Below are 12,746 nucleotides of genomic sequence, written 5' to 3'. Positions count from 1 at the left end.
CCGGCGTGTCCGGTTCGGGCAAGTCGACGCTGATCAACAACACCCTTTTCCCCATCACCGCGACGGCGCTGAACGGTGCGACCACCCTGGAGGCAGCCCCCTACGACAGCTTCGACGGGCTGCAGCACCTGGACAAGGTGGTGGATATCGACCAGAGCCCGATCGGCCGCACGCCGCGCTCCAACCCGGCCACCTACACCGGCCTGTTCACCCCGATCCGCGAGCTGTTCGCCGGCGTGCCGGAGTCGCGTTCGCGCGGTTATGGCCCGGGCCGCTTCTCCTTCAACGTCAAGGGCGGGCGCTGCGAGGCCTGCCAGGGCGACGGCGTGATCAAGGTGGAAATGCACTTCTTGCCGGACATCTATGTGCCGTGCGACGTGTGCAAGGGCAAGCGCTACAACCGCGAAACCCTGGAGGTGAAGTACAAGGGCAAGAGCATCACCGAGGTGCTGGACATGACCATCGAGGACGCCCGCGCCTTCTTCGATGCCGTGCCGGCCATCGCCCGCAAGCTGCAGACGCTGATGGACGTGGGCCTGTCCTACATCAAGCTCGGGCAGTCGGCGACCACCCTGTCCGGTGGCGAGGCGCAGCGGGTCAAGCTGTCGCGCGAACTGTCCAAGCGCGACACCGGCAAGACCCTGTACATCCTCGACGAACCCACCACCGGCCTGCACTTCGCCGATATCCAGCAACTGCTCGACGTGCTCCATCGCCTGCGCGACCACGGCAACACCGTGGTGGTGATCGAGCACAACCTGGACGTGATCAAGACCGCCGACTGGATCGTCGACCTCGGCCCCGAAGGCGGCGGCGGCGGCGGCCGCATCCTGGTCGCCGGCACGCCGGAACAGGTCGCGAAATGCAAGGCCAGCCACACCGGCCGCTTCCTCAAACCCCTGCTGGACAAGAAAAAATGAGCGATTACAAGGAATTCAAGGGCAAGCAGGGTCTCGTCCGGCTGTTCAACGCGCTGGGCTACTCGCGCGACGGCCTCGCCGCCGCCTGGAAGAACGAGGCCGCCTTTCGCGAGGAAGTCCTGCTCGCCATCGTCGCCATCCCGCTCGCCGTTTTTCTCGGCGAAACCGGCGTCGACCGGGCGCTGCTGATCGGCAGCATCCTGCTCATCCTGATCGTCGAGATCCTCAACTCCGGCCTCGAAGCCATCGTCGACAAGGCTTCGCCGGAAAAACACCAACTCGCCAAGCAGGCCAAGGACATGGGCAGCGCTGCGGTGCTGCTGTCGCTGATCAGTGCGGCGACAGTCTGGGCCTGCGTGCTGTGGCCTTAACGCTGCTCGCCTGACGCCGCGTCGTCGCCTGGCTCGGCAGCGGCAAGCAGCCGGGCCACGACGACTTTTGCGTCGGCGTAGATGTCCTGCGGGCCGAAGCGTTTCTCCAGCCGCTCGATCCCCCGGCTCAGCGACGGCGCCAGCCGGACGCCGATCTCTTCCAGGCTCAAGCCGGAGCGTTCCAGCGACAACAGCAGATCGCGGGACGACACGTCCCGAACGCCATTTTCCAGCAGCGCGTAAAAGACACTGCGCGAGATGCCGAAATGCGCCGCCACCCGGTTGCCGACGGCGTGACCCGACGTCGGTCCATATTGCCGCCAGAAGAAGACGATCAAGCCAATCACGGCCGCCAGGCCAAGCACAGCGGGGAAGTAACCCAAAATCAGACTCCTTGTGAATCACGCAGATTGGCAATTTGCCGGAACGGCTGTCGGGGGAAGTATATGTCAGGAAATACCGCTGCCCCGGTACTGCGCGCAAGCAAGGTTACGAGGCAGGCAACAACTCGACCAACCGCCCCTGCAGCACGAACCACACCGCCAGCTTGAGCGGCAAGGGATCGTTGGCGAACAGCGCCGCGTAGCGCTCAAGTTGCGGGCGGAAGTCTTCGGCGCGGGCGGGGAGTTCTTCCGGGGTGGCGCGCACGGTCTTGTAATCGACGATCCAGCGCACGCCGTCGGCGATGAACACGCGGTCGATCACGTGCTTGACGGTCAGTTCGCCGTCGCGGCTGGTCCACGCCTGTTCGGCGCCGCCGCCGGGATGGTCGGCGAGCAGCCAGCGGCCGGTGGCAGAGATCAGCGTCGTCTGCAGCGCGCTCAGCGCTTCGTCGGCGCCGGCTTCGGCCTGGGCGGCGTCCAGCCCCTGGGCGCGCAACCAGCGGCGCCAGCCGTCGACCAGCGCGGGCAGGCGCTCGGGTGGCCAGGCGGCAAGGCCCTGGCGGACGATCAGTTCGAGGCAGCGATGCACCAGCGTGCCGACGGCCGCTTCCGACGTGGCGGCGGTTGCGGCGTCGGCCGTGTCGATGCGGTTGGCGGCCGGGCGCGATGGCGGTCGCGCCAGTTCGGCCGGGATCGCCGGCTCGGCCAGGCGCAGCAGCGGCGACACAAAGGTCGAACCATCCTCGGCCGTGACAACCTCCGCCGGCGCATCGCCGGCCAGCGCTGCGGCGAAAACGGCCTGGCCGGCGACCGGCCAGAGCAGGCGCAAGAAGCTGCCGGACGGCGGCTGGCGCAGCCCGTCGTCGCTCTTGTCGCTGAGTTCGGCAACCCCGACCAGATGCAGGCGGCGGATCGCCCGGGTCGCGGCGACGTAGAGCAGGCGCTCGGTTTCGTGCGCGGCGCGGGCGTTTTCCAGGCGGCGCAGGGTATCGTAGACGGTCGGCTCGTCGGCGCGTTCGCCGCGTGCGCGCAGCGGCGCGACCAGCAGGCGCTCGCGGCCGTCGGCGCCGAGCACTTCGTCCCAGAGCAGCAGCGGGCTGTCGTTGTTGCCGGTGTCGCGATGCAGGCCGGGCACGATCACCGTTTCGAATTCCAGCCCCTTGGCCTTGTGGATGGTCATCATCTGCACCGCGTCGCCGAGCGGGTCGGCCGGCGCGTAGAGTTCGCCGACACGCGCGGCGAGCGTCTCCGGATCGAGGCGGTGAGCGGCGGCGAGCTGTTCGACCAGGGCGAAGAAGGCCTCGACATCGGCCAGCGCCGCCGGCGCTTCCAGGCAGCGCGGGCCACCGAGCATCAGCCAGACGCCTTCGAGCCAGCGCCGCGGCGGCTGGCGGTCGCGCTCGGCCAGCGCCAGGCCGACGACCGTACGCAGATGCTGCAGGCGCTGGCGACCGTCGGCGCTGAGCGCGGCCAGCCGCGCCTCGTCGTTGATCAATTGCCAGACGGTGCGCTGACGGTCGTTGCCGGCGAGCGCGTGCAGGTCGGCCAGGGTCAGCCCGCACCACGGCGCGCGCAGGATCGCCAGCCAGTGCACGCGGTCGGCGCGGTGGCTGAGCGCACGGTAGAGGCTGAGCAGGTCCTGGATGTGCTGGCGCTCGGCCAGGCCTTCGATCTCGACTGCCTGGAAGCGCAATTCCGGTGCTTGGCGGCGGATCGCCTCGACCAGGCCATCGAGGTGGCGGCGGGCGCGTACCAGCACGGCGATGCGGCCCTGCGGGTCGGCCGCCCGGGCGGCGCGGATCAGTTCGAGCGTCAGCGCCGCCTCGGCGGCAGCGCCGTCGCCGCGCTCGAACACCGGGTGCAGGACGACGCCGCTGTCGGCGACCGCCACCTTGGTCGCCGTCGATTCGGCGTAGCAGACGGCGCCGGCGGCCGGGTCGTCGGCGGGCGGGAAAATCGCCGGGAAGGCGCCATTGACCCAATCGACGATGGCCGGGTGCGAACGGTTGTTGCGGTACAGGCGCAGGTGTTCGAGGCGCAGGTCGCCGATGCCGCGGGCGCGGACATTGAGGAAGAGCCCGACGTCGGCCTTGCGGAAGCGGTAAATCGACTGCATCGGGTCGCCGACGACGAACAGCGTGCGCCCGTCGTCCGGCGTCCAGCCGCGCATCAGCCGGGCGATCAGGGCGACCTGGCCGGGGCTGGTGTCCTGGAACTCGTCGACCAGCAGGTGGCGGATGCGGTAGTCGAGCGCCTGGGCGAGGTCGGTCGGCGCCTCGTCGTCGCCGAGCGCCAGCCCGGCGCGGGCGGCAATCTCGATGAAGTCGACTTCGCCGGCCTCCTGGAAGGCCAGCCACAACTGGCCGGCGGCGAGCCGCAGCAGACGCGAGAAGTCTTCGACGGTCGACCACTCGGAATCGCTCAAAACCGGCGCCGGCAGGCCGCCGATGCCGGCGAGCGCGGCTTCCAGCCCGGGCACTTCGGCCAGTTCGGCGAGCAGGCCGGCCATCGCCGCTTTCTGCTCGGCAAATTCCTTGCCGGCCGGGAAGCCGACGTTCTTGTTCAACGCCTTGCGGAAACTGCCGTCGGCGGTCAGCAGCAGGCCGGCCAGCGCGCGCCAGGCGGCGAGGTCGGCGCTCTGCGGGCGCAAGGGCTGCTGCCAGTCGAGCAGCGGCGCCAGCGCCTCCGGCGCGTTGGCGGCGGCGAAACGGGCCAGCGGCATCAGCCGCGCCTGCCAGGCGGCGTCGAGCAGGTCGGCAGCACGGGCCAGTTCGCGCTCGACCAGCGCGGCGAAACCGGCTTCGACCTCGTCGCGCAGGACGCCGCCGTCGACGCGGGCGGCATGCTGCAGCCACTGGTCGCGCCGGCCGAGCATGCTCACCAGCAGGCGTTCGAGGCGGCCGGCGTCGTTGTCCATGAAGGCCAGCGCGGCGGCGACGACGGCGGCGTCAGGCGTATCCGCCTCGACCATGGCCAGCGTCCGCCGCGCCGCCGTCGCGTAGTGCGCCTCGGCATCGTCGGTGACCGCCGGCTGGGCGCCGAAGCGGGAGAGGAAAGGCATCTGCCGGGCCAGCCCGGCGCACAGCGCGTCGAGCGTGGTGACGCGCAGCCGGCCGGGATGCGCCAGCAGGTTCCAGCCCAGCTCGCGGTCGCGAGCCAGGACAGCGAGCGCCCACTTGCGCGTTTCAAGCTTGTGCGGCGCCAGCTCGCCGGCGTCGCGGGTGGCCGCTTCGAGGCTGCCGAGGATGCGGTCGCGCATCTCGGTCGCCGCCTTGTTGGTGAAGGTCAGCGCCAGCACTTCTTCCGGGGCGTCGACGATGGCCAGCAGGCGCAGCGTGCGCTGGGTCAGCAGCTCGGTCTTGCCGGCGCCGGCCGGCGCTTCGACGATGAAGGAAGCGAGGTCGAGCGCGCGCCGGCGGGCGGCGGCGTCCTCGTGCAGGCGATCGGCAATCGGGTCGTTGCTCATTTCTGCATTCCCGGCAGCGCCTGCAGCGTCATCTGCGTTTGCGCACGAACGTCGCCGAGCCGGCGCGACCACGGCTTGCCTGCACGCAGGGCCGCCGGCAATTCCGGCATCGCCCGGCGGGCCGCAGCAACGTCGGCAAAGCGCCCGTACAGCAGCGCGTACCAGCGCTGACCGTCGCGTTCGAAGGTCAGCAAGGCCAGCTCACGCTGCCAGGGATGACGCCGGGCGACAGCCCGCGTCTCGGCCTGGCTGATCGAGGCAAAAACCTGGATCGTTGCCGCGTCGGCGGGTGCAGCCAACCAGGCGGCGGTGGCCGGATCGCCTGCCGGTGGCACCGGTTGAGCCGAGATCCGTTCGGGTTCGGGCGGTGGGTTCACCGGTGCTTCGACGACCGTTGGCGGGGCGCTGACTACGGCCCTTGTCGGTTCTGCCGGCGGCACCTTGACCTCGGCGGCCGGCGCCGGCGCGTCGGCGACAAACCCCAGCGCGGTCGCCCGTTGGTAGTAAGCTGCCGAACTTTCACCGGCTTGCGCCGGAACCAGCCCGGCAGCCAGCAGTTCGGCGAGGTTGAACAAGGCCGCCGGATGATTCTGGCGCCCAGCCAGTCGCCACCAGTGGGCAGCGCCGGCGTAATCGGCCTGGAACATGTTGAGGTAGTTGCCCAGGTTGAACTGCGCCTCGGCATGGCCGGCCTCGGCCGCCTTGCGCAGGTATTCGAGTCCGCGCGCATTGTCGGGAGCGCCTCCTTCGCCGGCAAAAAACCGCAAGGCCATCCGGTAATCCGCGCCCGGATCGGCGACCGCACTGAGACGCGGCGTCTCGACCCCGGCGGGCAAAGCCAGCCCCTGCGCCTGAGCGAAAGCCGGCAACAGGCCGACGAAGAAAAACAGGGTGCGGATGATGGCCATCGAAACTCTCCGTGGATTCGGCCGCCATTCTAAAGCCCGTTGGCGCCGGCGGCGCGCTTTCGCATGCCTTTGTCTTTTCTCGGGGAAGCGGGCACGGCGGCAAAACCCGGTGCTACAATCTGCTGCACCGCACCAATCCCTTGCCTCGAGACGGTCATGCACCCGCGCCTGATACTCGCCGAACTGGAAGAACACCCGCTCCGCCAGCGCCTGAACAACGAGTTCCACGCTCGTCCATCGACTGCGCTCAGCGGCGCCGTACTGGTCTCGCACCTGGTCTTCAAGCACGCCGCGACAACCGGCGAGGCCGAACGGGAAAACCTCTCCAAGCTGTGCCAGGGCCACGTCTGCAACGCCATCGACAGTTCCGACTCGCACCTGATGATCGAGACCGGTGCCTTCCGCATGCGCTGGGAACTGCATACCGAGTTCTCGACCTACACCTTCTACCGCGAACTGACACCGGGCGAAACGCTGCATCCGGACGCCACCGCTTTCGACGCGGTACATCCGGAATGGCTGCGCGGCATCCCCGGCAAGCTGATGGTGGCGACTCAGGTCGAACTGCGCTCGACGCAGGAAATCCAGCCGGAATCGGTCCTCGCCGGACTGGCCCCGAATGGACGCACGCTCGGCGGCGCCCGCGTCGCCGACGATGCGGCCTGGGTGTTCACCGACTTCATGATCGATAACGGTTTCTCGCGCTTCCTCGTCCTCAACGACAGCATGACCCAGCGCCAGGCCGGCCGTACCGTACAACGCCTGGTCGAGATCGAGACCTACCGGATGATGGCGCTGCTCGGCCTGCCGGTGGCCAAGGAGGTCGGCCGTTGGCTGTACACCGGTGAAAAGCAGTTGGCCGAACTGATGGAACGGATCGGCCAGGCCAGGACCCCGGAAGACGAACGCAGCGTCCTCGCCGCGCTGTCGGCGCTGGCCGCCGACGTCGAGAACTCGGTCGCCCGCACCACTTTCCGCTTCGGCGCCTCGCGCGCCTACCACGGCCTGGTCACGCAACGCATCGAGGAACTGCGTGAGACGCGCATTCCCGGCTTGCCGACGCTCTACGAATTCATGCAACGCCGATTGCAGCCGGCGATGAAGACCTGCGAGGCGATCAGTCGCCGCCAGGAGGAACTGTCGGCACGCGTCGCCCGTAACAGCCAGTTGCTGCGGACCCGCGTGGACATCGAACTCGAGCGCCAGAACCAGGAACTGCTGACCCAGATGAACAGCCGCGCCAAACTGCAGTTGCGCCTGCAGGAAACGGTCGAAGGCCTGTCGGTGGTCGTGCTCACCTACTACGGCTCGCAACTGGTGCAGTACCTGGCCAAGGGCAGCAAGGACCTGCACCACCTCAACCCGGACATCGTCACCGCGATCTCGATCCCGGTGATCGCCGGCCTGGTCGCCTGGGGCACGCGGCGCATGCGCCGGAAGCTCGCCGCCGAGGAAACCGGCGGCCGCTAGCCGACTCGGTTCGCCGGTCTGGCCGCTGCCATTGCTGCCGGCAGGTCGGCCAAGGCCAAGGCCACCAGCCCGGCATCGACCCGCCCCTGGTCGGCCAGCTCCTGCATGAACGCTGCAACCTTTTCCGCCGGCAGCCCGGCACGATACGGGCGATCCTGGGCCATTGCCTGAAAGATGTCGGCGACGCGCAGTATCCGGGCTTCCAGGCACAGACGCTCGGCGCTCACCCGGAAGGGATAGCCGTCGCCGCCCGGTGATTCATGGTGATACGCTGCCCACAGCGCGATCTCGTCAAACCCGGGAATCGGCTTGAGGATCTGGTAGGTTTCGAAACTGTGCGCATTCATCACCTTGCGCTCGCGTTCGTCCAGTTTGGCCGGCTTGTCGAGGATTTCATCCGGCACCCGCAGCTTGCCGATATCGTGCAGCAGGCCGGCAATTTCCAGCTGATCGCAACGCGCCGCCGGCAAATCGCAACGCTCGCCGAGGAGACGAGCGAGGCGGGCGACACCGAGCGAATGTTCGGCGGTAAACGGACTCTTGGCATCGACGATGCGCGAGAAGATGGTCGCCAGTTGCTTCAGCTCACCGATTGTCATCGCATGGCGGCGCCCGCGCGTGCGCATGTCGTTGAGGTAGGTCTGGATGCTGCGCGGCTCCAGATTCAGCCAGAAGGATTCCGAACGCGACGCTTCAAGGAACAGTTCGACCAGTTCCGGCGCGAAGAAACTGCCGGCACGCGCACCGATTTCACCGCGGATGCGCTCGGTGTTCATCAGCAGGCTGCCGTCGGCGTAATGCGGTGCGGACAGCGCATCGACCCGGTCGACGAGGTAGATCAGGTTGGCCCGCAAGGCCACCTGCCGGTCAACATCGATGGCGACCAGATCCACCCAATGGGTGTGATGCAGGCGGACGGGCAAGGCCATGTCGGCAAGCGGTACAAAATCGCGCAGCAGTTCGTAGCCGGTCAGACAATGTGTCTGCGAGCTTTCCCAGTCGAACTCCTTGACCAGATGACCATGGGTGACCGTGGACGACACGCCGATATCGTGCAGCAGGCCGAGATCGAAGACAAAGCGCGTCTCTTCCTCCCCCGCCCCCTGGCAGCGCAGGCACTCGGCGGCCATGATGCCGACGCGCTTGCCGTGTGCCAGATCGTCGATACCGACCAGATCGAGGGCATCCGACAGGGCGTAGATGACGGAACGGAGATCGGCGCCAACGGCACCATGCGTGGACGGTGTGCTCATGCGGCGATTATGCATCAATCGCTGCCCGGTGCCTTGACCGCGCCCCTCCCTTATAATTCGCCCTTTGATCTTTCGGGACCACGACCGTGACCGCTCCGCTTTTCGAATCTTCCATCACCAGCCTGCCGCTCCTGTCCAAGGGCAAGGTCCGCGACATCTACGCGGTCGACGCCGACAAGCTGCTGATCGTCACCACCGACCGCCTGTCGGCCTTCGACGTCATCCTGCCGGACCCGATTCCGAAGAAGGGCGAAGTCCTGCAGGCCGTCGCCAATTTCTGGTTCGACAAGCTCGCTCACATCGTTCCCAACCAGCTCACCGGCGTCGATCCGGAATCGGTGGTGGCCGAGAACGAACGCGAGCAGGTGCGCGGCCGTGCCGTCGTCGTCAAGCGCCTCAAGCCGCTGCCGATCGAAGCCGTGGTCCGTGGCTACGTGATCGGCTCCGGCTGGAAGGATTACCAGCAGACCGGCGCCATCTGCGGCATCGCGCTGCCGGCCGGGCTGAAGATGGCGCAGAAGCTGCCGCAGCCGATCTTCACGCCGGCAACCAAGGCCGAAGTCGGCGATCACGACGAAAACGTTTCCTTCGCGCAAGCCGCCGCCAACTGCGACGCGACGCTCAACGAAATGCTCAAGGGCACCGGCAAGACCGGCGCCCAACTGTGCGCCGAGGCGCGCGACGCGGCCATCCGCCTGTACCAGGAAGCCTCCGACTACGCGGCGACGCGCGGCATCATCATTGCCGACACCAAGTTCGAGTTCGGCATCGACGCCACCGGCACGCTGCATCTGATCGACGAGGCGCTGACCCCGGATTCGTCGCGCTTCTGGCCGGCCGACCAGTACGCCGAAGGCAGCAACCCGCCGTCCTACGACAAGCAGTACGTCCGCGACTACCTGGAAACTCTGGACTGGGGCAAGGTTGCCCCCGGGCCGAAGCTGCCGGCCGAAGTCGTCGCCCGGACCAGCGCCAAGTACATCGAGGCCTACGAGAAGCTGACCGGTAAAACACTGTAACAAAGCGCCGGGAACCGTTCCCGGCCGCCACAGTCCGACAGGTGTGTCTGATTCGACCGAGGAGTCCAGCCATGCACACCGCCTTTTCGAACCGTAGCGACACCGACGTCGCCATCCGCCGCATCGATGCGCGTGCCCCCAGCCGCTGGCTGGAGGCCGCCTGGCAGGACATCCGGCACAACCCCCTGCCCTCGCTGGCCTACGGCCTGCTGTTCGCGCTCGGCGGCGACCTGATCCTGCTCTCGCTGGTCAGCCACCCGCACCTGCTGACCTTCGCCATTTCCGGTTTCTTCCTGGTCGCCCCGCTACTCGCCGGTGGCCTGTACGAACTCAGCCGTGCCCGCGAACAGGGCGAGAAACCGCTGTTCATCGAATCGCTGCGCGCCTTCCGGCGCAACGGCCAGTCGCTGGCGCTGTTCGGTCTGCTGCTGGCGCTGACCGCGCTACTCTGGGAACGCTTCACGGCGATTGCCTTCGCCCTGCTCAGCGGCGGCGGCGCCTTTGCCGGCAGCGCGCTGCTCAGCGAAATCCTGATCGGTGGCGAACACCTGGCCTTTGTCGCCACCTGGGCCATGCTCGGCGCCCTGCTCGCCGCCTTCGTCTTCTCGCTGGCGGTCGTCTCGGTTCCGATGATCATGGACCGGAACTGCGAGCCGGTCACTGCGATGACTGCCAGTCTGCGCGCGGTCGCCGCCAACCCCGGCCCACTGGCACTGTGGGCGGTGTTGATCGTGATCCTGACACTGACCGGCTTCGCCACGCTGCTGTTCGGCCTGATCGTGCTGATGCCGATGCTCGGTCATGCTTCGTGGCACGCTTACCGCGAGCTAGTAGAATAGGACGCTGACGCCAATAACCCGGGGCGGCCACGACCGCCCCTTTTTTCTTGCCCCGGACCATCATGACGACCGCCAATCCCCTGCTCGATTTCACCGACCTCCCCCGCTTCGACCTGATCCAGCCGGAACACGTCAAACCGGCGATCACGCAATTGCTGGCCGATGGCCGCGCTCTGGTCGAACGCCTGACCGACGACGCGACGCCCGCCACCTGGGCCGACTTCGCCGGCGCCCTGAGCGAAGGCCTGGAAGGGTTCGGCCGCGCCTGGGGTGTCGTCGGCCACCTGCATTCGGTCAACGATGTGCCGGCCTGGCGCGAGGCGTACAACGAGATGCTGCCGGAAGTCTCGCGCTTCTATACCGAACTCGGCCAGAACCTGAAGCTATTCGACAAGTACCGGGCGCTCAAGCAGAGCCCGGAATACGCCACGCTCTCCGCCGAACGCAAGAAGATCGTCGATAACGAGATCCGCGATTTCCGCCTCGGCGGCGCCGAGTTGCCGGAAGACCAGAAACCGCGCTTCCAGGCAATCATGGAAGAGCTGTCGCAGCTTTCCGCCAAGTTCTCGGAAAACCTGCTCGACGCGACCAACGCCTTCTCCGAGATCGTCACCGACGAAAGCCTGCTCGCCGGCCTGCCCAGCTACGCCAGGGACGCCGCCCGCGAAGCGGCCGAGAAAGCCGGTGTCGACGGCTGGAAATTCACGCTGCACGCGCCGTCCTACGGCCCGCTGATGCAATACGCCGAAAACCGCGAGTTGCGCGCACGCATGTACCGCGCCTACGCCACGCGCGCCGCCGAGATCGACAACGGCTACTCGAAGCCGGAATGGGACAACGGCCCGCTGATCAAGCGCATCCTCGAACTCAAGGCCGAGGATGCAGCCATGCTCGGCTTCAACAACTTCGCCGAAGTCTCGCTGTACACCAAGATGGCCGACACGCCGGCACAGGTGCTCGACTTCCTGCGCGACATGGCGAAGAAGGCCAAGCCCTTTGCCGAGAAGGACATCGCCGAACTGAAGGCCTTCGCCAAGGACGAACTCGGCCTGACCGACTTCCAGCCCTGGGACGCCGCCTACGCCTCCGAAAAACTGATGCAGGCGCGCTACGCCTTCTCCGAGCAGGAAGTGAAGCAGTACTTCACCGAACCCAAGGTGATCGCCGGCCTGTTCAAGGTCATCGAAAGCCTGTTCACCGTCAAGGTCAAGGAAGACCAGGCGCCGGTGTGGCACGAGGACGTGCGCTTCTACCGCATCGAGACGCCGGCCGGCGACCTGGTCGGCCAGTTCTACCTGGACCTCTACGCCCGCGAGACCAAGCGCGGCGGCGCCTGGATGGACGAGGCGCGCTCGCGCAAGCGGGCGGGCGGCGGCATCCAGAAGCCGATCGCCTACCTCAACTGCAACTTCGCCCGCCCGGTCGGCGGCAAACCGGCGACCTTCACCCACGACGAGGTGATCACCCTGTTCCACGAAACCGGCCACGGCCTGCACCATCTGCTGGCGCGCGGCGAGGAGTTGGGCGTCTCCGGCATCCACGGCGTCGAGTGGGACGCGGTCGAACTGCCGTCGCAGTTCATGGAGAACTACTGCTGGGAATGGGACGTGCTGCAGGGGATGACCGCCCACGTGGACAGCGGCGAGCCGCTGCCGCGCGCGCTCTACGACAAGATGCTGGCGGCGAAGAACTTCCAGAGCGGGATGATGACCGTGCGCCAGCTCGAATTCTCGATCTTCGACATGCGCCTGCACTACGAATTCAACCCTGCCGGCGAGAAGACGGTGATGGATGTGCTCGACGAAGTCCGCCGCGAAGTCGCCGTGCTGATTCCGCCCGAGTGGCACCGTTTCCCCAACAGCTTCTCGCACATCTTCGGTGGCGGCTACGCGGCCGGCTACTACAGCTACAAGTGGGCGGAAGTGCTGTCGGCCGACTGCTACGCGGCCTTCGAGGAAGCTGGCGACCCGTTCGACCCGGTCGTCGGCAAGCGCTTCCTCGAGGAAATCCTGTCGCGCGGCGGCGAACGCCCGGCGCTGGAGAATTTCAAGGCTTTCCGCGGCCGCGAGCCCAGCCCCGACGCACTGTTGCGCCATAGCGGTATGATTGCCGCCTAA

At 67.3% G+C, this 12,746-nt stretch carries 9 protein-coding genes and 1 pseudogene; 6 read left to right on the top strand and 4 right to left on the bottom strand.

Going from position 1 to position 12,746, the window contains the following annotated elements; translation table 11 throughout:
- Window positions 1–920 (top strand): annotated as a pseudogene (locus Q0799_RS14810) (excinuclease ABC subunit UvrA); the annotation flags it as partial.
- On the top strand, window positions 917–1,291 hold the full coding sequence (locus Q0799_RS14805) for a diacylglycerol kinase (RefSeq protein WP_298399722.1): 375 nt from the start codon (window positions 917–919) through the stop codon (window positions 1,289–1,291). The pseudogene Q0799_RS14810 and the gene Q0799_RS14805, both read left to right, overlap by 4 nt.
- Here Q0799_RS14805 and Q0799_RS14800 read toward each other — a convergent pair.
- The 3 genes from Q0799_RS14800 to Q0799_RS14790 all read right to left on the bottom strand — a co-directional run bounded on the left by Q0799_RS14800 (window position 1,288) and on the right by Q0799_RS14790 (window position 6,048).
- Window positions 1,288–1,674, bottom strand: coding sequence for a hypothetical protein (locus Q0799_RS14800; RefSeq protein WP_298399720.1), 387 nt, complete (start codon window positions 1,672–1,674; stop codon window positions 1,288–1,290). The two genes, Q0799_RS14805 and Q0799_RS14800, sit on opposite strands and share 4 nt — an antisense overlap.
- Window positions 1,675–1,780: 106 nt before the next feature.
- A complete protein-coding gene (locus Q0799_RS14795) occupies window positions 1,781–5,140 on the bottom strand; it encodes a UvrD-helicase domain-containing protein (protein ID WP_298399718.1) in 3,360 nt (1,119 codons plus the stop codon).
- Window positions 5,137–6,048 carry an SPOR domain-containing protein gene (locus Q0799_RS14790; RefSeq protein ID WP_298399716.1) on the bottom strand — a complete coding sequence of 304 codons (912 nt, stop codon included), beginning with the start codon at window positions 6,046–6,048 and terminating at the stop codon, window positions 5,137–5,139. The genes Q0799_RS14795 and Q0799_RS14790 overlap by 4 nt, the downstream gene beginning before the upstream one ends.
- Window positions 6,049–6,204: 156 nt before the next feature.
- On the opposite strand from Q0799_RS14790, the gene Q0799_RS14785 reads away from it, so the two are divergent.
- Window positions 6,205–7,518 carry a DUF3422 family protein gene (locus Q0799_RS14785; RefSeq protein WP_298399714.1) on the top strand — a complete coding sequence of 438 codons (1,314 nt, stop codon included), beginning with the start codon at window positions 6,205–6,207 and terminating at the stop codon, window positions 7,516–7,518.
- Here Q0799_RS14785 and Q0799_RS14780 read toward each other — a convergent pair.
- Window positions 7,515–8,771, bottom strand: a complete 1,257-nt coding sequence (locus tag Q0799_RS14780) for an HD domain-containing phosphohydrolase (protein WP_298399712.1) — start codon at window positions 8,769–8,771, stop codon at window positions 7,515–7,517. The two genes, Q0799_RS14785 and Q0799_RS14780, sit on opposite strands and share 4 nt — an antisense overlap.
- A gap of 86 nt (window positions 8,772–8,857) precedes the next feature.
- Between Q0799_RS14780 and Q0799_RS14775 the strand changes: the two genes are divergently transcribed.
- The 3 genes from Q0799_RS14775 (at window position 8,858) to Q0799_RS14765 (ending at window position 12,746) form a co-directional block, all read left to right on the top strand.
- Complete coding sequence (locus Q0799_RS14775) at window positions 8,858–9,790, top strand: phosphoribosylaminoimidazolesuccinocarboxamide synthase (protein WP_298399710.1); 933 nt, start codon at window positions 8,858–8,860, stop codon at window positions 9,788–9,790.
- 71 nt (window positions 9,791–9,861) lie between these two features.
- Window positions 9,862–10,629 (top strand): DUF2189 domain-containing protein, encoded by a 768-nt coding sequence (locus tag Q0799_RS14770; protein ID WP_298399708.1) that lies wholly within the window; start codon window positions 9,862–9,864, stop codon window positions 10,627–10,629.
- Between the two features lie 62 nt (window positions 10,630–10,691).
- Window positions 10,692–12,746 carry a M3 family metallopeptidase gene (locus tag Q0799_RS14765; protein WP_298399706.1) on the top strand — a complete coding sequence of 685 codons (2,055 nt, stop codon included), beginning with the start codon at window positions 10,692–10,694 and terminating at the stop codon, window positions 12,744–12,746.

The sequence above is a fragment of the uncultured Azonexus sp. genome (assembly GCF_937982035.1).
Classification (GTDB): Bacteria; Pseudomonadota; Gammaproteobacteria; order Burkholderiales; family Rhodocyclaceae; genus Azonexus.
Note: the sequence above shows the minus strand (reverse complement) of the source record. Positions and strands in the feature narration are given on the sequence as shown.